Source organism: Neobacillus drentensis, from assembly GCF_021560175.1.
In the GTDB taxonomy this organism is placed as follows: Bacteria; Bacillota; Bacilli; order Bacillales; family Cytobacillaceae; genus Neobacillus; species Neobacillus drentensis_A.
The window spans coordinates 4,341,832-4,362,140 of sequence record NZ_CP091110.1; the positions used below are offsets into that span (position 1 = coordinate 4,341,832).

The following is a 20,309-nucleotide window of genomic DNA, read 5'->3' on the forward strand; positions in this document are numbered from 1 at the left end:
GTTTCCCTCCTCTGCATAATCAGCTTTTTTAGATGTTCACATCAGTAAGACGTTCAAGTAAATCCAGATACTCTTCGTTTGTTGGATCCCCCATTAACAGCTGTTTAAAAATTTCTACGGCGCGTTCGTTTTTTCCTTCTTCTACAAGAAAATAACCATAATCCTGTAAAAACGCTTCATTATTCCTAAAAAAAGTATATGCAGCTTCATATTTGTCTAATGCGAAAGAATATTCTTCAAGTTTATCGGAGGCTAAAGCTGAATCCCAAAGCAGCTGTGGCTCCTCTTCACCATGAATATCTAGCTGGGTGATTAATTCAATTACATCCTCGTACCTTTCCTGGCGGAAAAAAAGCTTATTTAACGTAATGGCAGCTTCCATAAATCCTGGGTCTAGCGCAAGAGCTTCACGGAAATATTGCTCTGCGTCCTCTTCATTGCCAAGTTTTAAACTGATTTTACCTCCATAGAAAAATAACTCTTTATTAAATTCATCTTGTTTAATGCCATCTTTAATAGCTTGTAAACTATTTTCAAGTTCTTCTTCCCGTTCATATGCCTTAGCTAGATGCAGATATAGGGAATGGTATTCCGGATCGAATTCTTTTAATTCATTAAACCTTTCAATTGCGGTCCGATTATATCCTGCTTGAAGTGCTGTAAACGCATAACCAAATAGAGTATTAATCTCTATCTTTTCTCTCAATGCCTGATCATAAAAGGAGAGAGCCTCTTCAAATGCTCCTGAGGCACTTAATAGGTCAGCGAGCCTGCCATGGATATTAACTCCGGCAATTTCATCTTCTTCTCTCAAAACTCGTTCATATGCACTCTGAGCTTTGATAACTTCACCTGTCTCACTGTAGAGCTCCCCTAAGGCAAAATCAATAATAACCTCATCAGGCAGCAGCTCTTTTGCTATTAATAACTTTCTTTCACACACTTCATAAAGCCCTTGAATTTGGTAAAGATCTGCCAGTAATAATAGCGACTGAGCAAAATGGGCATCCTGCTCTGAAATTTTCTCTAAAACAAGGATTGCTTCTTCCTCTTCACCTGCTTCAACCAGTATTTCCCCCAGCAGAACAAGGAGCTCGCCTTCTTCAGGATAGATTTTCAACAAACTTTCCATCAGTGCCTTTGCCTCTTCTAAAAAACCATAATGGTACAGTTCTTCCCCGAGAAGAAATTTTTCTTCCGGATTTCCGCTTTGTAATACATCATTATATTCATTTAAAGCCTCTTTATGTTGGCCGTTTTCTAACATTTGAATAATTTTATCTACACGTTCCATGGCTTATACCTCTACTTCCCAGAATTACAATGAAAAATAAGATGGGGTTTTCACCTTTACATATTCTCCACTTCCCGGGCTATATAAAACTTTTTTGCCCGAGCGAATCACTTTTCCTTTGTGAACTGTTACAACAAGTCTATTACTATGATAATGAAATAAACTTTCTTCATCAACCTTCCTGATTTCTTTTTCCATAAGATATAAATTATAGCTTAATTCCGTCCCCGTCATAAGGCTGCCTTTTTGCGGGTAAAGACCAATCTTATTAAGAATAGGAATGGACAAGGGGTGATTTTCTTCTATTGGCTCGTATAAGGCTGGAATTTTTTCTTTTACCATCCTATCTTTCCATTTCGACAGAACCAGGCTGGCTTCCTTCTTTTGTGGGAAAGAAATTAATGGAATTAATGGACAGTTAAAGGGAAACATTGCTTCCCTAACCCATCCCCACGGAATCGACTCCAATTCATCAAACTCATGCAGTTCAACAAAAATGGCTGGAATTTTATATTTTTTACAGGTTCTCATAAAAGAAGGAGTAATCAAGTTAGCGGAAATCTTAACCCCAATGAAAAAATCGATTGGACTGCTGATTAAGGCCGTCTTCAATTCATTTATTTTGTCTAACAGTTGATTTTCGTATAATAGGTCAACATAGGTGAAAATGGTGGTACAACCTTTTAATAAGAATTGTTCAGATATATAGGACTTTAATGCTTGAAAGGATTCTTTATACGGTATGGATGAACTTAAAAGGACATAAGAAGGGGTCATGATAAAGGGCTCTACGTTCATTCTCATATACTGATCATGGGATGTACATTTTTTAACCATTGTTATTCGTTCATCCGCAATGAAAAGTGAAGTAGTTGTTATCTGCTTATTTTTAAGGATATTGGCATTTTCAATAATATACATCGTCCACCACCTTTTTACTTTTCTTAAGACAAGCTATGCTAAAAATGATAAAACTATGACTTTAATACAGTGTAAAAATAGCAAAAAGCTGCACAAAGGCAGCTTTATCGGATTAGATTATTTAAATGCGTGAAAAAGTTCGGGTAGGAAACAGAAATAGCCTCGGATTGTTCAAGGTCAACAGTATCCTCACATAAAAGGGCAGCTATGGCAAGCATCATCCCAATCCGGTGATCTCCATGACTAGAGACCTTTCCACCTGTTAATTTAGATTTCCCCTGGATGATCATCCCATCTTCAGTGGCTTCAATAACAGCCCCCAATTTACCTAGCTCTTGAACGACTGTATCGATGCGATTTGTTTCTTTTACCTTTAATTCTTCGGCATCCTTGATGATCGTTGGCCCTTCTGCTTGTGTAGCTAGGAGAGCAATAATCGGAATTTCATCAATTAGTCTTGGAATTAAGCTTCCCTCTACTACAGTCCCTTTAAGATTCGAAGTTTTTATTATGAGATCCCCAGCAGGTTCAAAACCATTTGAAGCAGCTTGAACAATCTCTAAATCTGCGCCCATTTTCTGCATAACCTCAATAATTCCGGTCCTAGTAGGATTTAATCCCACATTTTTTAAGATAATTTCACTTTCAGGGATAATAGCACCTGCAACAAGGAAAAAAGCTGCCGACGAAATATCACCAGGAACATGAATGGTAGATGCTGTCAGTTTTTGTCCGCCTTTAACCTGAATAGTCTGGTTATCTTTGGTTATTTCACCGCCAAATTGTCGAATCATCCGTTCTGTATGATCACGAGTCTCAGCAGGTTCAATAATGGTACTAACCCCATCTGCCTGTAATCCGGCAAGGATTATTGCAGATTTAACCTGTGCACTGGCGACTGGAAGTTCATATTGAATAGGCTGTAATTGCCCTCCACGGATCGAAATCGGAGTAAAGTCACCGCTTTTTCTGCCATCCAGTTTAGCACCCATTTGCGTCAATGGAACCGTTACCCGAGTCATTGGCCGTTTACCAATCGAAGCATCACCCACTAAAGATGAGAAAAATGGTCTGCCGGACAAGATTCCCATTAATAAACGAATGGTTGTTCCGGAATTTCCAACATCTAAAACCTCAGAAGGCTCTGTTAATCCTTCAAAGCCATTTCCATAAATTCGCAGCTCATCATTAGATTCCTCAATCGTTACGCCAAGCTTTCGAAAGCAGGAGATGGTACTTAAACAATCATCACCCGGCAAAAAATTAGTTACCTTTGTTTCCCCATGGGCGATAGAACCAAACATAACAGAGCGATGAGATATAGATTTATCACCTGGGATTGTTACTTCACCAACTAAACGATTAATGTTGGTCTTAAGTTTTAATGTTTCCATCAAAAATCACCTTTTTAAATTCATAATATTTTATCCATTACGTACCCACTGAAGTTGCGTAGTTGGAATAACTCTCTATACACCGCTCAGCTCTTTGACGATCCTCTTCCGTTTGAAAACTGATAACTAACACTCCATTAATATCCTCGCGCGTTTCTAAAATACGAATATTAGTGATGCTAATGTGTTCCTTTGCTAGATAACCAGTTATCTCAGAGATCACCCCAGGATAGTCCGGAATATCCACAAACAAGTCATAAAATGAAGGAATAGCCCCTTTTTCTTTCTGAGGCAGCCCGTCACGGAACTGCTTTGCTTGATTAAAATAATTATATATTGCAGTACTGTCTTCTTGTTCTAACAGCGTTTTGACCTCATTCATTTCTGAAAGCCATTGGTTAAGTAATTCAATTAATATTTCACGGTTGTGAAGCAAGATATCTTTCCACATTTTTGGACTGCTGGAAGCAATCCTTGTAATATCACGAAAACCTCCCGCAGCAAGGCGGGGGATTAGACCCTCTGATTCAGAGAGTCTTTCAGTTTGCCGAACAATTGAAGCAGCGATAATATGCGGAAAATGGCTGACAATACCTGTAAGATAATCATGTGTTTCCGGGGTTATTGTTAAGAATTTTGCATGTGTCCCGGTTAACCACTCTTTTAGAATATCCACTTTAGAGTTTTCAATATGGTCCTCAGGTGTTAACAAATAAAAGGCATTTTCAAATAATATTTCCTTTGCAGCTGATACTCCGCTTTTATGTGAGCCCGCCATAGGATGACCGCCAATGAAAGTAAACCCACGTTTTGTTAAACATAGACTACTCTCAACAATTTTCCCCTTTGTACTGCCTGTGTCAGTTACTATTACTTCTGGATTAAGTGGGAGTTCAGAGAGTAGGTGAATGATTTCTTTTGTTTCATTAACTGGCGCAGCAATAATAATTAAATCGGCACCAATTGCTCCATCCTGTATACTATGTGCTATTTCATCAATGACACCAAGCATACTAGCCAGCCTTGCCTGTTCGTTGTTAATATCGAATCCTACAATTTTCGAATCGAAATGTTCCTTCTTAATACATAACGCCAAGGATCCACCTATTAATCCTAAGCCAATGACAAAAACCCGGCCCTTCAATGTCCATCCCCCTATTTAGAAAAAACTGCTTTTCTAGTTTGTCCTAAGAAATTCACTTAGTACCTTTAAAACACCATCGTTTTGTTCTGTGGAGCCCACCGTTATTCTTACTGAGGTTGGGAAGCCCAGTGCTTTTCCGGAACGAACAATAAATCCTCTCTCTTGTAAATAATGAAAAATCTGATCTCCGTCTACTTTAAAATCTATTAAGATAAAGTTGGTCTGGGTAGGATAATATTCTAGATTATGCTGTTCGCAAAATTGATAAAATTGTGCAATTCCCTGTCTGTTCTTATCTTTACAGTCTTCGACAAATTGCTGATCCTGAATTGCCGCACTTGCAGCTAGCTGGCCTAAAGAATTAACGTTAAATGGCTCCCTAGCAGGTTCTAAGGCCTTGATAATTGCTGGATTAGCTACTCCATAACCAATCCTTAAGGCTGCCAAACCATAAATTTTTGAAAACGTTCGTAATACGATTAGGTTATCAAACTTACGGGTCAAACTAATAGAATTATAATAATCCTCGGCCACTACGTACTCATAGTAAGCTTCGTCAAGAACGACCAGAATGTGTGGCGGAACCTTTTCAAGGAACGGGATTAATTTATTCTCCGAAACATATGTACCAGTCGGATTATTAGGGCTGCACACCCAAATGACATTAGTCTGGTCATCAATGGCCTCTAACATAGCGTCTAGGTCATGCTCTCCGTTTACAAGAGGGATTTCTTTAATAATGGCTCCTTCAATTACCGCATTGTGCTTATACTGGGAAAAAGTCGGATGAGCCATTACTGTACTTGCTTTTGGATGTAAAAGAGCCCTAGAAATCATTTGAATTAAATTATCTGAGCCATTTCCTAAAATGAGCTCGTTCTCTTCAACCTCCAAAAAGGATGCTAATGTTTCTCTTAAATTTGTCGCATAGCCATCAGGATAAATCGCCAGACTGGTTGAATTTGAATTTAGTACAGAATGAACTGAATCTGAACACCCAAAGGGGTTTTCATTGGAAGCTAATTTTACGATTCTTTCAAGATTAAATTGTTTCTTCACTGCATCAATTGACTTTCCTGGTTGATATGGAGTCAGTGTTAATAACTGTTCTTTCCATCTCATTTTCCACACCCCGTTTGCTTTAAAAATTTGAAATTTTATAATGTCACGCTATTATTTAAATCAGGTCTTAACACTTGTGCATCATTTAGATAAACATGGACAATTTTTTCCTGTGGAACACTTGTATTGACGTGCATCATTACTCTTACACACATCTTTAAGGAGTTAGGCACAGGCATTTCTCGCATACACATTACTGGTACATAGGTCCAGCCTTGGAATTTCCGCAATGCCTTAGCTGGAAACGCAGCATCAACATCATCAGTTGTTGAAACTAATACGGAGGCAACGGAATCAGGTTGAATTTGATTTACTTCAATTAATTTAGCAAACAGTTCCTCTGTCGCAGTAATAATAGCTTCTTCAGAATTAGCAGTAACCGTAGTGGCACCCCTCACACCTCTGATCATAAAACATTCTCCCTTATATTAAAATCTTGTCAACTCTTTCCATAATACCTCTTCTGACACTTCCTGGAGTAAAGGATGCCCCACTTGTTCAAGTAAAACAAAACGAATTGCATCCCCAACAGATTTTTTATCCTGCCTCATTTTCGCTATCAAGCTTTCAAAGGATAATTGTTTGGGAACAGTGGTTTCATAGCCCAACTCGGTAACCCAATCAATAAATTCATTGGTATTAAACGATAAACCTAATAAGTTTTTACTTAATTTCAAGGCAAAGATCGTCCCAATCATCACTGCTTCACCATGGGTGAAATTTCCGTAGCCCATTTCTGCTTCGATTGCATGTCCAAGGGTATGTCCTAAATTCAAAAAAGCACGGACTCCTGTTTCTTTTTCATCCTGTGAAACGAATTTGTTTTTAATCTTTATCCCTTGAACAAGTGAAGCGGATAATTGTTCTTTAGTAAGAGTATTTAAATCATGAATATTTAACTTTAACCAATCATAAAAAGGAGGATCAGCAATAAGGGCATGTTTAATAACCTCTGCAAACCCTGAACGAATTTCATGAATGGGAAGGGTATCTAAAAATTCAAGATCATAAAATACAGCTTCTGGCTGATAAAATGCACCAATCATATTCTTCCCCAGAGGATGATTGATGGCAACTTTCCCGCCAACGGCACTATCATGTGCAAGAATGGTGGTAGGGACTTGAATAAAAGGTATCCCGCGCATAAAGGAAGCTGCTACAAATCCAGTTAAATCTCCGACTGCCCCTCCGCCAAGAGAAAGAACAACCGATTTACGATCCAAATGACTTGCTAAAGCAGTTGAAAGGGCCTCATAATACACCTCGAAGGTCTTTGCTTTCTCACCTGATGGCGCCGTAAAAATAACTGGTTCCAACGGTTTCAGTCCTTGAAGTAATTTATCAAGATGAAGCTTTGCAACCGTTTCATCGGTAATTAGTAGTATTTTGGTTAAGGTAGGAAAATGGTCTGCCAGGAATGCGCGAAGTTCATTTCTCACCCCATCTCCTACAAAAACAGGATACTGTTTGGATTCAGTTAGGATTTGAATCGTCTCCATTAAAATTCCCTCGCATATTCACGATGTCTATTAATTTCATCGACAAGGGTATCAAAACGGTCACTATTAAACTGTTCGATCAATGCGTTGGCAAGTTCCCATGCTACTACTTGCTCGGCAACAACAGCCGCCGCAGGAACTGCACAACTGTCAGATCGCTCAACACTTGCTGCAAATGGCTCCTTTGTTTCAATATCGACGCTCATCAATGGTTTATATAGTGTTGGTATAGGTTTCATGACCCCTCTCACTACAAGCGGCATTCCAGTCGTCATACCGCCTTCCACTCCGCCCAAACGATTGGTCTTACGGTAATAGCCCGTTTTTTCATCCCATGCTATTTCATCATGTACCTGACTTCCAGGTAATCTTGCGGCTTCGAAGCCAATTCCTATTTCAACGCCTTTAAAAGCGTTAATACTCATAATCGCTGCTGCTAACTTCCCATCGATTTTCCGATCGTAGTGAACATAACTTCCAATACCTGCAGGCATCCCTGTTGCTATAACCTCGACGACCCCGCCTATCGAATCACCATTTTTCTTTGCTTCGTCAATAGCAGACATCATTGCTTGCTCGACAGTAGGATCTGCCACACGAACTGGAGATAATTCAGTTACTTCTTTTAATGTTTCTATCGAAAGATTAGGATCAACATTCGCCTTAACTCCTCCAATTTCGACAACATGTGCGACGATTTCCACACCAACTAATGAAAGCAGCTTCTTTGCTACAGCACCAGCTGCAACTCTGACAGTTGTTTCTCTAGCTGAAGAACGCTCTAATACATTTCTCATATCGCGGTGGCCATATTTAATGGCCCCATTTAGATCAGCATGACCAGGCCGTGCTCTTGTCACCTTCCGCTTTACTTCATCCTCTTGACCTTCCTCTAAAGCCTCAATACCCATTATCTTAGTCCAATGCTTCCAATCATTGTTCTTTACCACAAGGGCTATCGGTGAACCAAGTGTTTGTCCATGACGAACTCCTGAAACAATTTCTGCAGTATCCTTTTCTATTTGCATACGTCTTCCACGGCCATAGCCTTTTTGCCGCCTGGCTAATTCATTATTTATATCTGAAGCTTCAATCGGCATACCTGCCGGTAAGCCCTCTAATATTGTCGTTAACTGCGGCCCATGGGATTCTCCTGCTGTTAAATATCTCATTCCCATCGCTCTTTCCCCCTTCAACTCATTAAAGAATTATGTATCAATATAACATATTGAGCAAAATAAACATAGTATAACTATTCAGAAAATAAGGAAGAAATTTTTGTAACCGGATACAAAAAAAGGCACTTGTACATGACTTATACAAGTGCCTTTCCGATAAATTAATAAATCCACTCATTAACTAACTTAGAATAATCAACTAATTCTACTTCTTTAAAGAATAAGCCAATTTCACGTTCCGCACTAGCAGGTGAATCAGAACCGTGAATGATATTTTTACCAACAGTTAGGCCAAAATCTCCGCGAATCGTTCCTGGCGCTGCGTCCTTAGGATTTGTAGATCCCATCATTTGACGAGCTGAGAAAATCACATTTTCTCCTTGCCAAACCATCGCAAATACAGGTCCGGATGTAATGAAGTCCACTAATTCCCCAAAAAATGGACGTTCCTTATGCTCACCATAATGATGTTCAGCAAGTTCATTCGGAATTGTCATTAATTTTGCCCCTACTAATTGGAAACCTTTCTTTTCGAAACGAGCCACAATTTCCCCAATAAGGTTACGCTGAACACCGTCAGGCTTGACCATTAAAAATGTTTTTTCCATGAAATCCCACTCCCAAAGAATATTATGTATATTGATTGTTAGTTTGAACAATCCATGAAAATGTTATCATTTTTTTGAATATTTAGCAAGATGATGTCGGCAGAGAAATTAAAACTTTCGTCTGCCTATATATTTAGCGATATCTCTTAGTGTTTTTTTGGTTTTATTTTCAGGTAACTCTTCTAGAATAGTTAATGCTTTATCCAGGTAGTGGTCACTTAAAGCAAAGGACTTTTCAATCGCACCCGATTGTTTGATTAAGGAAATAATTTGTCCAATTTCATTAGGTTCCATATTTTCATGGACCTTTTCAATTTCACAAAGTATATGAGGATTATCCATAGCAAACAAGGCAGGGGCTGTAATATTTCCTTGGAGGAGGTCGCTGCCAGCCGGCTTTCCAAGTTCCTTTTCATTCGAAGTAAAATCCAAAATATCATCAATAATCTGATAGGACATGCCAACATAATAACCAAATCGAAATAGTTTCTTATGATAATATTCCTCTACACCTGCAGCAACAGCTCCTAATTGGCAGCTTACTGCAATTAATAAAGCAGTCTTCCTTTTAATTCTTCTCAGATAATCCTTCAGGTTTTGATTAAAGCGGTATTTATCTTTTATTTGTTGAATTTCCCCAATCGTTACTTCGACAATGGTGTTGGCCAATATTTTATGAGCTTCTGGGCTTTTAATATTTGTCATCAATTCAAGGGCCAATGCAAATACAAAGTCACCTGTATACATGGCTATTTTGTTGTCCCATTTGGATTTGACAGTGGGCTGCCCCCGGCGCAGATCCGCATCGTCAATGACATCATCATGAACGAGCGAGGCCATATGAATTAATTCTAATGCGACAGCTACATTTTTCAGGACATGGATATCGTAATGTCCAAATTTACCTGCAAGTAAAACAAAAACAGGACGAATTCGTTTACCTCCGGCTTGTAGTGTATGCATAGAAGCCTGTTTCAAAAGAAGAGACTCCGGTTGGATGGTCTCTTCAAGTTCTTTTTCTATTATGCTAATATCCGAATTCAAAAATGAATACATCATTTTTAATTTCATTTGTATTCACCCTGCTTTTCATCCTGTCTTCATTTTTGACGAATTAAAGTTTTTTACCTATATGAACAGCGGCAGCGCCACCACTATATGGTTTATATTTCACTTCTTTAAGCCCTGCTGTTTCAAACAACCTAGCTAGCTCTCTCATTCCTGGAAAATCACGGGCAGATTCATGGAGCCACGCATATTCCCGATAGCTTTTCGCCAGCATTTTTCCAAACAGCGGCATGATAAAACGAAAGTAAAAATAATAAAGCTGTTTATAGCCAATTAAGGTAGGCTGTGACGTTTCCAAGCACACTGCTATTCCGCCTGGTTTTAGAACGCGATGCATTTCCTTTAATACCTGCAGGTAATCAGGTACATTCCTTAAGCCAAAGCCAATTGTAACATAATCAAAGCTGTTATCAGGGAAAGGTAATTCCATTGCATTTCCATGAATTAATGTCACCTGGTCAAGCCCTAGTTCCTTAACTTTTTCTATCCCAACATTTAACATGTTTTGGCTAAAATCGAGGCCTGTAACTTTTCCGGTCGGGCCAACTGCTTCCGCTAAGGCAATGGTCCAATCAGCTGTTCCGCAGCAGACATCGAGAGCTTTTGAACCAGGTTGAACATTCATTCTTCTCATGGTATCCTTCCGCCACTTGATGTGCTGCTGAAAACTAATAACCGAATTCATTTTATCATAGTTATCAGAAATCTTTTCAAACACATTGTGAACGCGCTGTTCTTTCGATTGCTGCATGTTTTACCCTTCTTCCACAAAAGTTTTTGCATATGGATGGTACTGACCCAATAACACGCTGACCCTTTTTGCAAGGAAGTCATTCAAGTAAGGAAGTTGTTTTTCAACCGCATGTTTGGAACGTTCTAAATATTCGTCACAAGCCTGTATTAAACGCTGTTGCTGTTCTTCAGTTAAATCTTCCATTTTCGCTCCCGAGAAAAGGAATTTCTTCAGAGTTTGAAATAAAAAAGAACATCCCGATTGGAAATATTGGTTTCTCTCATTTAGTAACCTTTTAAATAAAAACAGCTCACAAAGAAACTCGTTCCAAACCTCTACTTTAAAATAATCAGCAACCTTAGTCAGTAAAGAACTTTCAATTCTTTTAATACTAGCCATCAAGCTCTCTATTCCATCCAGGTCATTTTTGTTGTAAACAAAAATTTTATGTTCGTTTACTTCTTTTACCCCTGCAGATAGACATTTTATCATGTTAATATCTTCTGCATCTGCAAGAAGTTTATAGTATAGTCCGCTAAAATAGTCTCCAGCAAGTACTGTTAGTTGCCGTTTTTTCTCATCTATGGCAGTACTTGATATATAATCATGGGTGTCAAGGGCAATTTGAATTAGCATGGTTGACAATGTATAGTTTTGAATCTGATTAAAAGACAGTTCTAGTGGTTCCATCATAGAGACGAGGACTAACAACTTTTCCTCATCAATCTTTGGGGGTTCTATATATTCAAGCAAGTAGGAATCAAAAACCCTCTTTTCGACCTGCTCTTTAATCGTTATATATTTTTGTCGAATGTCATGCACTGTCATCACCCTTGCTTCCCCGATGTAATCACTTTATGTATTTTATATTGTCTATTTTCACGAAGATTTCATGCCCACTAAAAGGAAAAATTACTGTCTTCTTAATAAAATAAGGCAGACACAATTATAACATAAAAGGTTTGATGTGGGCAGGAATTCACAAAATAATCACTTACCATTCTATGTTCGGATTTATTTCTTCATTTCACTCTCAACTTCACCGAATTGAGTGAGAATTTTAGCGTTACCACGAATTTTAATCGCAGAGGTATGCTCGGTAAATTGAGCAATGAGGACTTCCCCTTTATCAAGCTTTTCCGAATGATGGAATCTTGTATCCGATCCCCTTGTTAATCCGATTACACTGACACCATCATCTTCAGCTTTAATCACAACATAATCACTATTTTGTGGATTACGCTTTTCCAATTTGATCACTCCATATGCCAAGAAATAATTACTTTTAATATTTAATTAAAGATAGAACCTCTGATCGTGCCACTGAATCCTCTGCAAGAACTCCTCTAACAGCTGTTGTAACCGTTTTGGAACCAGGCTTTTTTACACCACGCATCGTCATGCACATATGCTCAGCTTCCACAACAACCATTACACCTCTAGGATCAAGCTTTTCCATCATACTATCTGCTATAGTGGATGTAATCCGTTCCTGCAGCTGCGGCCTTTTAGCAACAGCTTCGACAGCCCGGGCTAATTTACTTAGTCCTGTAACACGTCCATTCTGTGGAATATAGGCTACATGGGCTTTTCCAAAGAAAGGGACTAAATGATGTTCACACATTGAGTAGAATGGAATATCTTTAACTAAAACAAGTTCTTCGTGATCTTCACTAAAAATAGTTTCAAAGTGCTGCTTTGGATCTTCCTTTAATCCGCTGAATACTTCTTCATACATTTTTGCTACTCGCTTTGGTGTGTCAAGAAGTCCTTCACGATTTGGATTCTCACCAATTGCCTCTAATATTAAACGTACCGCCTCTTCTATTTGGGCACGATTGATTTCCGACATACCGATTTCCTCCTAAAGTATATCTTTTAAGAATAAACAACAACTACATATTAGCACAATCATTTCCCTGCAAGCAAAAAAATAGATACTTACTCATATGTTTAACTTTAAAATAGAAAAAAGGCCATGGAGTGATCCATGACCTTTTTGCCTAAGCTACCCGCTTTAAGCAATCATTTATGTAATTACTTAACTGCATCTTTAAGTGCCTTACCTGGTTTGAAAGCTGGTACCTTGCTAGCAGCGATTTCGATTTCATCACCTGTTTGTGGGTTACGACCTTTACGGGCAGCACGCTCACGTACTTCAAAGTTACCAAAACCAATTAGTTGTACCTTATCACCATTCTTTAAAGCATCTAAAATCGCATCAAAAACAGCATCAACTGCTTTTGTAGCGTCCTTTTTTGAAAGCTCGCTAGCTTCAGCAACTGCGTTAATAAGTTCTGTCTTGTTCATGCCATTCACCTCCTCCCGAAGAAATTATCAAGATTCGTAAATAAGATTACTTATCTACATTTCTAAACAATTTTTCTAATTTCTATACGTCATAGCAAGGTTTTATTACCAAAGTAATCCATTTTGACTACTTTAGTGACCTTAAATCTATTTTTTTAATAAAAACCCAATGATATAAAGGGTTTAAGGACTATAACGTAATTCTGTTAAAAGATTATCATAATCATTTCCGCATATCAAGAAGATTTCATGAAATTATGGTAATCTTTTCTTTGTTTATCAACATTCTTCTATAATTGACCTAAATTTTGTCATAATTAGCCCAAATAAAAAAAGGGACTCCGAATCGGAGCCCAAAAATTAGAGGATAATCGCGATTAATCCGCCTGAACCCTCGTTAATAATTCTCTCTAATGTTTCTTTTAACTTATATCTGGCATTCTCTGGCATTAAAGATAGTTTACCTTGAATCCCCTCTCGAACAATAGAACTCAAAGACCGGCCAAAAATATCGGAATTCCAAATCGACAATGGATCATCCTCGAAGTCCTGCATTAAATAACGGACTAACTCTTCACTTTGTTTTTCCGTACCGATAATCGGAGCAAATTCTGATTCTACATCGACTTTGATCATATGAATCGATGGAGCGACCGCTCTAAGCCTTACACCGAACCTAGCACCCTGACGGATGATTTCTGGTTCTTCAAGACTCATATCAGAAAGTGATGGTGAGGCAATCCCATAACCTGTTTGTTTAACCATTTTTATTGCATCGGAGATATGGTCATATTCTGCTTTCGCATGGGCAAAATCCTGCATTAATTCTAGAAGATGATCCTTACCTCTGATTTCCACTCCGACGATTTCTTTTAAAATATCATCATATAACTCATCTGGAGCGATTAAGTCGATTTCAGCAACACCAGAACCCATCTCTATACCGGCGAGTCCGGCTTTTTCAATGAAATCAAAGTCACTAAACTGCTGCACGACACGATCTACATCTCGTAATCTCTTTATATCTTTAACTGTTTCTTTCACCGCATCTTGATAGCTTTCACGGAGCCAGTGGTTCTCTCTTAGTACCATAACCCAGCTTGGCAGGTTTACATTGACTTCAAGTACCGGGAACTCGTATAGTGCCTCGCGAAGGACATTGTATACATCACTGTCACGCATGCTTTCTACACTCATTGCAATAACAGGAATATCATATTTCTCTGCTAAGCTTGATCTTAATGTTTCTGTGCTAGGGTGGTATGGCTGAGCGCTATTGACCACCATAATAAATGGTTTGCCCACTTCCTTCAGTTCGTTTATGACTCTTTCTTCGGCTTCGATATAGTTACTCCTAGGGATTTCACCAATTGTTCCATCGGTTGTAACTACAACCCCAATCGTTGAATGTTCCTGGATTACTTTTCTTGTGCCAATTTCTGCCGCTTCATGGAATGGAATAGGTTCCTCATACCATGGAGTATTAATCATCCTAGGTCCATTTTCATCTTCATATCCTTTAGCACCCGGGACTGTGTATCCCACACAATCCACTAACCTGATATTAACATTAAGTCCCTCATCAACATGTACAGTAGCCGCCTGATTTGGGACAAATTTCGGTTCAGTTGTCATGATGGTTTTACCAGCTGCACTTTGTGGAAGCTCATCCTGTGCGCGAGACCTCTCCGCTTCACTGTTTATATTTGGTAAGACAACAAGCTCCATGAACTTTTTAATAAATGTTGATTTGCCTGTTCGTACTGCTCCGACTACTCCTAGATAAATATCACCGCCTGTTCTCTCGGCAATATCTTTAAAAATATCAACCTTTTCCAAGTGATCCCCTCCCGATCATAGAGTAAAGTGGGATAATAACATCCATTTTAGGTATTTTTGGACAGTATATATTTATGACGTTGTCCTATCTTGTTATGACACTTTTCTAAAATTTTTACCCCCTTGTTAATATTTCACACGATGTAATGATATCTGTTTTCTCTGAACTTTTAAGTTGTATGGAGGGTTTCTAACTATGGTTAACGGATAAGGCAATAACAATTGAATCTATACTGCCATTCATGATTAATCATAAAAAAACCCTTCTCCTACAATATATTTCATAGGAAAAGGGTTATGACAAAAATTAAAGCAAAGGAGGTTCTCTAGGAGTAGTGAGGAGGACCTAATCAAATTCTTATTTTTCTAAAAAAATAGGTTCCTTTGTCTTAGAATCAATGGTATAGGGCAGCGAATAGGCGGGAACAAACATGGAATTATCCACTAAAATAGAACGGATATCCTCGCCTGGTTTCGGCTCCTTACCCGTCTTTTTTAAAATTTGATAGAGGTCGGGCCGATAATCAACGTAAACCTCGGCATCACCTGTTATGACGAACGAAAGGTTTTGATTTGTAAAGGGACTCACTGCGTATGGAGCTTTCTTGAATCCAAGTTTTGAATAGTCAAGTGAATAAACATTTTTGGCCAATTGCGTTTTATATGGTGGATAACCATTCGTTCTTATCCTTAAATTAATATCACGAATCGTTTCCGCCATCCGCAAATCCAACAATTTAACGGTAGGATTTGTCTCCTCATTTACAAGTACATATTGAAATATACCACCGCTCTCATAAGCATTTCCAGGTGGTTCTGCTATATACTTGGGCGCAATTTTTTTAAAATCTATAGGATACTTTTGATAAATCGGTGTTTCAGCTTCCTTGGTTTTAATGGGCAGAATTCCGCCATTATCTTTTTGAAAGTCATCTACTGCCGATTGTACTGCCTTAATTTGATCTTTATAAGGTACCTGGTTTTGCGTTAATTCCTCTTTCGGATACATGCAGCCTGATAAGATAACTGCCATAATCATGAGTGTGCTAAACAACATTATTCTTTTCATAAAATCACCTTTAGATTTATGTATGGTCGAAAATTCAAGTTAAAAAAACAATCAGTAAGGTTATTCCTGCCACAATCATAAACAAATAAGCAATAATAGCAGTTAGAATTCGAAATACTCCTTGTAACTTATACCGGCTCAAATAAATCGTAACGATCGCAAGAAACATAAGAGCCATACCCGCAATGGATATCCACATCTTTATCATGGCTGGCGACAATTTTATTCCCCCTTTTTCGAAGATTAATTATAACATAGCTATTATTATAAAAAAATTCATTTGAACAAAAGCGCAAGCGCCCGTTTAGCGGCGTATGGCCTGGAGCCCTTTGACTGAGATAAAGGAAACACGAAGAGCGTTAGCGATTCGATGTTGACTTATCGTAGGGAAAAGAGCGAAGGACACTAGCCGTTGGGCGCTGGAGCTGGACGTGTATATACCTGTAAAAAGGTATTTCAAATTACTAAATCTATAATATTCTAGAACATAAAAAAACTGAAGTAAAGAGGGGCGAGTTCTTTACTTCAGCCAAATTTGGACTAAATAACCCATTCTCCAGCGTCTACTACTAGGTTGCTTCGTTGCATTGTATGCAACCTAGAGAAAAAACGCATCATAAGATTGCCTATTTCTTAATAAAAAAGCACATTTTTATTCTTCAAGGGATTTTTCCTCAAGAACATTGACTAAGTCTTCCATCTCATGGGTTCTTCCGCGCGACATTAAAACATCAACTGCATCTTTCGCGTTTTTGCCATTAAACAAAACATTATACAAGACAGATGTAATCGGCATATTAACATTATACTTTTCTGCAAGCTGATTCGCCGCTTTCGTTGTTCTTACACCTTCGACCACCATTCCCATATTATCGAGAACCTCAGTTAACGTTTTCCCCTTACCAAGCAAATTTCCTGCTTTCCAGTTTCTTGAATGTACACTTGTGCAGGTAACAATTAGATCTCCTATTCCCGCTAACCCTGAGAACGTTAATGGATTGGCACCCATTTTTGTTCCGAGCCGGGCTATTTCCGCTAATCCCCGCGTCATTAAAGCCGCCTTAGCATTATCACCGTAACCAAGTCCGTCTGTAATACCTGCCGCCAAGGCTATAATGTTCTTTAAGGCTCCGCCAATTTCCACGCCAATGACATCTGAATTGGTATATACGCGGAAATTTTGATTGATAAAAAGATCCTGTATATGTTCAGCTGCTTCCATATTTTCAGATGAGACTGCAACGGTTGTAGGGTGTCTAAGACTGACTTCTTCCGCATGACTAGGTCCTGAAAGAACCACGACATCTTTAAGAAGTTCTTTAGGCATTTCTTCTTTAATGATTTCGGTTATTCGCAGCAGGGTATTAGGCTCTATCCCTTTACTCACATGCGTAATCGTCAATGGTTCACTCTGAACTGCCCGAATACTGCCTAGCACTTCCCGAATGGCTTTTGTCGGAACAGCCAGGATAATGTTTTCCACTCCCTTTAATGCATCATATAACGAAGCATACCCCACAATTAATCCTGGCAATTTGATATCAGGTAAATATTTTTTATTGGTATGGAATTGATTTATTTCCTTTACCTGATCCTCATTATGACTCCATAAACGTACTTCATGACCGTTGTCTGCAAGTACCATTGCGAGGGCTGTTCCCCAGCTTCCTGCACCAATAACAGTTACGGCTGTTTTGCTATCCTCCCGCATAACCCTTCACCTGCCTTTATTATTTTCTTTCTCGAGCATAAATCTTGATTGGCGTCCCCTCAAATCCAAAGGCGTCCCGAATCCTGTTTTCAAGAAAGCGTTCATAGGAAAAATGCATTAATTCAGGTTCATTTACAAAAACAACAAAAGTTGGTGGTTTGACAGCCACTTGGGTAGCATAATAAATTTTTAATCGTCGGCCCTTGTCTGTCGGAGTTGGATTCATCGCGACCGCATCCATAATGACGTCATTTAACACGCTTGTTTCAACCCGCATCGAATGGTTATCACTTGCCGTATTGATCATTGGCATTAGAGTATGGATACGCTTTTTCGTTTTTGCCGATAGGAAAACAATTGGAGCATAGCTAAGAAATAAGAAATGTTCTCTTATTTTTTGTTCCAATTCTTTCATTGTTTTCTCATCTTTTTCAACCGCATCCCATTTATTCACCACAATCACGACAGCTCGTCCTGCTTCATGGGCATAGCCGGCAATTTTCTTATCTTGCTCAATAATTCCTTCTTCAGCGTTAATGACCACTAAAACAACATCTGAACGTTCAATCGCCCTTAGTGCACGCAACACACTATACTTTTCTGTAGTTTCATACACTTTTCCTCTTTTTCTTATTCCAGCTGTATCAATAATGACATATCTTTGCCCGTTATAAGTATAAGGGGAGTCAACTGCATCTCGAGTGGTACCCGCAATATTGCTGACTATGACACGATCTTCTCCTAATATCGCATTTACGAGAGAGGACTTTCCAACATTCGGTCTTCCAATTAAAGAAAACTTGACCACATCTTCATCATATTCTATTGGCTTTGATTTTGGGAAATATTTAGCTGCCTCATCTAATAAATCACCAAGGCCAAGTCCGTGAGACCCTGACACTGGGATTGGCTCACCAAAACCCAATGAATAAAAATCATAAAGTAACTCTCTCATTTCAGGGTTATCGATCTTATTTACTCCTAAGACGATTGGCTTTTTGGACTTATAGAGGATTTTTGCCACTTCTTCATCCGCTGCTGTTACCCCTTCACGACCATTTGTTAGAAAGATAATGACATCAGCTTCATCAATTGCAACCTCCGCCTGCTGACGAATCTGCTCTAAAAAAGGCTCATCTCCAATATCAATCCCGCCCGTATCGATCACATTAAAATCATGTGTTAACCATTCACCTGAACTATAAATCCGATCTCTAGTAACTCCCGGCACGTCTTCAACGATGGAAACACGCTCACCCACAATCCTATTAAAAATGGTGGATTTTCCAACGTTTGGTCTTCCGACAATGGCAATAACAGGTTTAACCATCTTAATCGCCATCCTTTCTAATATATTTCACAATAGTGTTATTAGTTAGCATTATTCAAATTGAAAGTTCTTACGTAAGTAAGGCGGACAATAGCCTTAAGTAAAGAAACCCTTCTGTTAACAAGAAGGGCCTAACTTCAATTATTTTAACAATGTTAGTCCTTTCCTGCAATGGTAAGGATTCTCCAAGCTGCCCATTTAGGATGATTTTTGTTTTCCTCTTTCAAAAAAATGATAGTGTGTTTGAAAAAACGTTCCTGCATTTTCGAATGCACTCCAAGCAACCAGTAAAGCAGAAATCAACGCACATGCATCTAGATATTCAAACCCGCCTATTTCATATGGAAAAGGAAATTTACTTAAGGTATATGCATAAAGAAACTCCCCTTGCATCGTTCCACAAATCGCAATCAGTAATCTGCCTTTTAAGCTTTTTTGCAGCAGGATGGCCAGGTATCCAAAAGTAATTCCCATCATCCATTCCTTTTTAAAAATAATCCATACTGGGTCAAAAATCTCAAACAAATGGAACGCCACATATCCTATTGATACAATCAATGAACAAAGATAGAAATAAAGAATAGCTCCCCGTTTTTCACGGCTGAAAAAAAGATAACACATTACTAATAAAAATATTCCACTGGCATGAATGTCATATTCCCCCAGTTTAAAGTGCAGATTGGACAATAGGATTGCGATTAAAATAATTGCAGATAGTTTTCTCCGATACGGGTTTTTCTTATCTGTCAGAAAAGTAAGATAAACCCAAAATGACCAATAAATCCAATAAAACATCGTACCTTCCATGCATACACCTCCTATTATTTTCATTATTGGTAAACTTTATGTACTTTCATACTTCCTTGAATAATATTTCAGTAGTGAATCATCTTATAAAGAGGAGGTGTGGAAAATGGGAAAAGACCGCCAAGAAAAAAAGCTTAAAGCTAGTAGAAGAGTGGAGTCAGACCGGGACCAAGCATTACACTATGCTGGGTCTACCAAATTATCAGGTCCTGAAGAAGCAAGGGACTTAAACGATGGAAAATATGATGAATAACTAGTAAAAGCTCCCGCATATGCGGGAGC

General features: G+C 38.5%; 22 protein-coding genes. 1 reads left to right on the forward strand and 21 read right to left on the reverse strand.

The window, feature by feature from the left end; translation table 11 throughout:
- Window positions 1–28: 28 nt before the first annotated feature.
- The 21 genes from L1999_RS20545 to L1999_RS20645 all read right to left on the reverse strand — a co-directional run bounded on the left by L1999_RS20545 (window position 29) and on the right by L1999_RS20645 (window position 20,027).
- Window positions 29–1,294 carry a tetratricopeptide repeat protein gene (locus tag L1999_RS20545; RefSeq protein WP_235740269.1) on the reverse strand — a complete coding sequence of 422 codons (1,266 nt, stop codon included), beginning with the start codon at window positions 1,292–1,294 and terminating at the stop codon, window positions 29–31.
- 24 nt (window positions 1,295–1,318) lie between these two features.
- Window positions 1,319–2,215, reverse strand: coding sequence for a hypothetical protein (locus L1999_RS20550; RefSeq protein WP_235740270.1), 897 nt, complete (start codon window positions 2,213–2,215; stop codon window positions 1,319–1,321).
- Window positions 2,216–2,319: 104 nt separating this feature from the next.
- Window positions 2,320–3,609 carry a 3-phosphoshikimate 1-carboxyvinyltransferase gene (aroA, locus tag L1999_RS20555; RefSeq protein ID WP_235740271.1) on the reverse strand — a complete coding sequence of 430 codons (1,290 nt, stop codon included), beginning with the start codon at window positions 3,607–3,609 and terminating at the stop codon, window positions 2,320–2,322.
- 37 nt (window positions 3,610–3,646) lie between these two features.
- Complete coding sequence (locus L1999_RS20560; protein WP_235740272.1) at window positions 3,647–4,753, reverse strand: prephenate dehydrogenase; 1,107 nt, start codon at window positions 4,751–4,753, stop codon at window positions 3,647–3,649.
- A gap of 33 nt (window positions 4,754–4,786) precedes the next feature.
- Complete coding sequence (hisC, locus tag L1999_RS20565; protein WP_235740273.1) at window positions 4,787–5,875, reverse strand: histidinol-phosphate transaminase; 1,089 nt, start codon at window positions 5,873–5,875, stop codon at window positions 4,787–4,789.
- Window positions 5,876–5,910: 35 nt separating this feature from the next.
- The gene (aroH, locus tag L1999_RS20570) at window positions 5,911–6,285 is read right to left on the reverse strand and encodes a chorismate mutase (protein ID WP_235740274.1); all 375 of its coding nucleotides are present in this window, start codon (window positions 6,283–6,285) and stop codon (window positions 5,911–5,913) included.
- An 18-nt stretch (window positions 6,286–6,303) separates the two neighbouring features.
- Window positions 6,304–7,374, reverse strand: coding sequence for a 3-dehydroquinate synthase (gene aroB, locus L1999_RS20575; RefSeq protein WP_235740275.1), 1,071 nt, complete (start codon window positions 7,372–7,374; stop codon window positions 6,304–6,306).
- Window positions 7,374–8,546 (reverse strand): chorismate synthase, encoded by a 1,173-nt coding sequence (aroC, locus tag L1999_RS20580; RefSeq protein WP_235744413.1) that lies wholly within the window; start codon window positions 8,544–8,546, stop codon window positions 7,374–7,376. Before aroC ends, aroB begins: the two co-directional genes overlap by 1 nt.
- Window positions 8,547–8,713: 167 nt before the next feature.
- Window positions 8,714–9,160 (reverse strand): nucleoside-diphosphate kinase, encoded by a 447-nt coding sequence (gene ndk, locus L1999_RS20585; RefSeq protein ID WP_235740276.1) that lies wholly within the window; start codon window positions 9,158–9,160, stop codon window positions 8,714–8,716.
- A 108-nt stretch (window positions 9,161–9,268) separates the two neighbouring features.
- Window positions 9,269–10,231, reverse strand: coding sequence for a heptaprenyl diphosphate synthase component II (gene hepT, locus L1999_RS20590; RefSeq protein WP_235740277.1), 963 nt, complete (start codon window positions 10,229–10,231; stop codon window positions 9,269–9,271).
- Between the two features lie 43 nt (window positions 10,232–10,274).
- The gene (locus tag L1999_RS20595) at window positions 10,275–10,979 is read right to left on the reverse strand and encodes a demethylmenaquinone methyltransferase (RefSeq protein WP_235740278.1); all 705 of its coding nucleotides are present in this window, start codon (window positions 10,977–10,979) and stop codon (window positions 10,275–10,277) included.
- 3 nt (window positions 10,980–10,982) lie between these two features.
- Entirely contained in the window at window positions 10,983–11,789 is an 807-nt protein-coding gene (locus L1999_RS20600) for a heptaprenyl diphosphate synthase component 1 (protein WP_235740279.1), read from the reverse strand.
- Window positions 11,790–11,975: 186 nt separating this feature from the next.
- Window positions 11,976–12,212 (reverse strand): trp RNA-binding attenuation protein MtrB, encoded by a 237-nt coding sequence (gene mtrB / locus L1999_RS20605; protein ID WP_235740280.1) that lies wholly within the window; start codon window positions 12,210–12,212, stop codon window positions 11,976–11,978.
- A gap of 34 nt (window positions 12,213–12,246) precedes the next feature.
- Window positions 12,247–12,813, reverse strand: a complete 567-nt coding sequence (gene folE / locus L1999_RS20610) for a GTP cyclohydrolase I FolE (RefSeq protein WP_235740281.1) — start codon at window positions 12,811–12,813, stop codon at window positions 12,247–12,249.
- A gap of 185 nt (window positions 12,814–12,998) precedes the next feature.
- The gene (locus L1999_RS20615) at window positions 12,999–13,271 is read right to left on the reverse strand and encodes an HU family DNA-binding protein (protein WP_007084878.1); all 273 of its coding nucleotides are present in this window, start codon (window positions 13,269–13,271) and stop codon (window positions 12,999–13,001) included.
- A gap of 360 nt (window positions 13,272–13,631) precedes the next feature.
- The gene (spoIVA, locus tag L1999_RS20620; protein ID WP_235740282.1) at window positions 13,632–15,110 is read right to left on the reverse strand and encodes a stage IV sporulation protein A; all 1,479 of its coding nucleotides are present in this window, start codon (window positions 15,108–15,110) and stop codon (window positions 13,632–13,634) included.
- Between the two features lie 358 nt (window positions 15,111–15,468).
- Complete coding sequence (locus L1999_RS20625; RefSeq protein WP_235740283.1) at window positions 15,469–16,179, reverse strand: hypothetical protein; 711 nt, start codon at window positions 16,177–16,179, stop codon at window positions 15,469–15,471.
- Between the two features lie 34 nt (window positions 16,180–16,213).
- Window positions 16,214–16,399, reverse strand: a complete 186-nt coding sequence (locus L1999_RS20630) for a DUF2768 domain-containing protein (protein WP_215043149.1) — start codon at window positions 16,397–16,399, stop codon at window positions 16,214–16,216.
- Between the two features lie 432 nt (window positions 16,400–16,831).
- The gene (locus L1999_RS20635) at window positions 16,832–17,890 is read right to left on the reverse strand and encodes an NAD(P)H-dependent glycerol-3-phosphate dehydrogenase (RefSeq protein ID WP_235740284.1); all 1,059 of its coding nucleotides are present in this window, start codon (window positions 17,888–17,890) and stop codon (window positions 16,832–16,834) included.
- Window positions 17,891–17,909: 19 nt separating this feature from the next.
- Window positions 17,910–19,220 (reverse strand): ribosome biogenesis GTPase Der, encoded by a 1,311-nt coding sequence (gene der / locus L1999_RS20640; protein WP_215043160.1) that lies wholly within the window; start codon window positions 19,218–19,220, stop codon window positions 17,910–17,912.
- 198 nt (window positions 19,221–19,418) lie between these two features.
- The gene (locus L1999_RS20645; RefSeq protein ID WP_235740285.1) at window positions 19,419–20,027 is read right to left on the reverse strand and encodes a YphA family membrane protein; all 609 of its coding nucleotides are present in this window, start codon (window positions 20,025–20,027) and stop codon (window positions 19,419–19,421) included.
- Between the two features lie 106 nt (window positions 20,028–20,133).
- Here L1999_RS20645 and L1999_RS20650 point away from each other — a divergent pair, with 106 nt between their 5' ends.
- Window positions 20,134–20,280, forward strand: coding sequence for a YpzI family protein (locus L1999_RS20650; protein WP_235740286.1), 147 nt, complete (start codon window positions 20,134–20,136; stop codon window positions 20,278–20,280).
- Window positions 20,281–20,309 lie beyond the last annotated feature (29 nt).

Bases quoted from the DNA above. Each gene is read 5' to 3' on its own strand.
- L1999_RS20545 (WP_235740269.1), bottom strand. From the start codon at position 1,294: ATGGAACGTGTAGATAAAATTATTCAAATGTTAGAAAACGGCCAACAT.
- L1999_RS20550 (WP_235740270.1), bottom strand. From the start codon at position 2,215: ATGTATATTATTGAAAATGCCAATATCCTTAAAAATAAGCAGATAACA.
- aroA (WP_235740271.1), bottom strand. From the start codon at position 3,609: ATGGAAACATTAAAACTTAAGACCAACATTAATCGTTTAGTTGGTGAA.
- hisC (WP_235740273.1), bottom strand. From the start codon at position 5,875: ATGAGATGGAAAGAACAGTTATTAACACTGACTCCATATCAACCAGGA.
- aroH (WP_235740274.1), bottom strand. From the start codon at position 6,285: ATGATCAGAGGTGTGAGGGGTGCCACTACGGTTACTGCTAATTCTGAA.
- aroB (WP_235740275.1), bottom strand. From the start codon at position 7,374: ATGGAGACGATTCAAATCCTAACTGAATCCAAACAGTATCCTGTTTTT.
- aroC (WP_235744413.1), bottom strand. From the start codon at position 8,546: ATGAGATATTTAACAGCAGGAGAATCCCATGGGCCGCAGTTAACGACA.
- ndk (WP_235740276.1), bottom strand. From the start codon at position 9,160: ATGGAAAAAACATTTTTAATGGTCAAGCCTGACGGTGTTCAGCGTAAC.
- hepT (WP_235740277.1), bottom strand. From the start codon at position 10,231: ATGAAATTAAAAATGATGTATTCATTTTTGAATTCGGATATTAGCATA.
- L1999_RS20595 (WP_235740278.1), bottom strand. From the start codon at position 10,979: ATGCAGCAATCGAAAGAACAGCGCGTTCACAATGTGTTTGAAAAGATT.
- L1999_RS20600 (WP_235740279.1), bottom strand. From the start codon at position 11,789: ATGACAGTGCATGACATTCGACAAAAATATATAACGATTAAAGAGCAG.
- folE (WP_235740281.1), bottom strand. From the start codon at position 12,813: ATGTCGGAAATCAATCGTGCCCAAATAGAAGAGGCGGTACGTTTAATA.
- L1999_RS20615 (WP_007084878.1), bottom strand. From the start codon at position 13,271: ATGAACAAGACAGAACTTATTAACGCAGTTGCTGAAGCTAGCGAGCTT.
- L1999_RS20625 (WP_235740283.1), bottom strand. From the start codon at position 16,179: ATGAAAAGAATAATGTTGTTTAGCACACTCATGATTATGGCAGTTATC.
- L1999_RS20635 (WP_235740284.1), bottom strand. From the start codon at position 17,890: ATGCGGGAGGATAGCAAAACAGCCGTAACTGTTATTGGTGCAGGAAGC.
- der (WP_215043160.1), bottom strand. From the start codon at position 19,220: ATGGTTAAACCTGTTATTGCCATTGTCGGAAGACCAAACGTTGGAAAA.
- L1999_RS20645 (WP_235740285.1), bottom strand. From the start codon at position 20,027: ATGGAAGGTACGATGTTTTATTGGATTTATTGGTCATTTTGGGTTTAT.
- L1999_RS20650 (WP_235740286.1), top strand. From the start codon at position 20,134: ATGGGAAAAGACCGCCAAGAAAAAAAGCTTAAAGCTAGTAGAAGAGTG.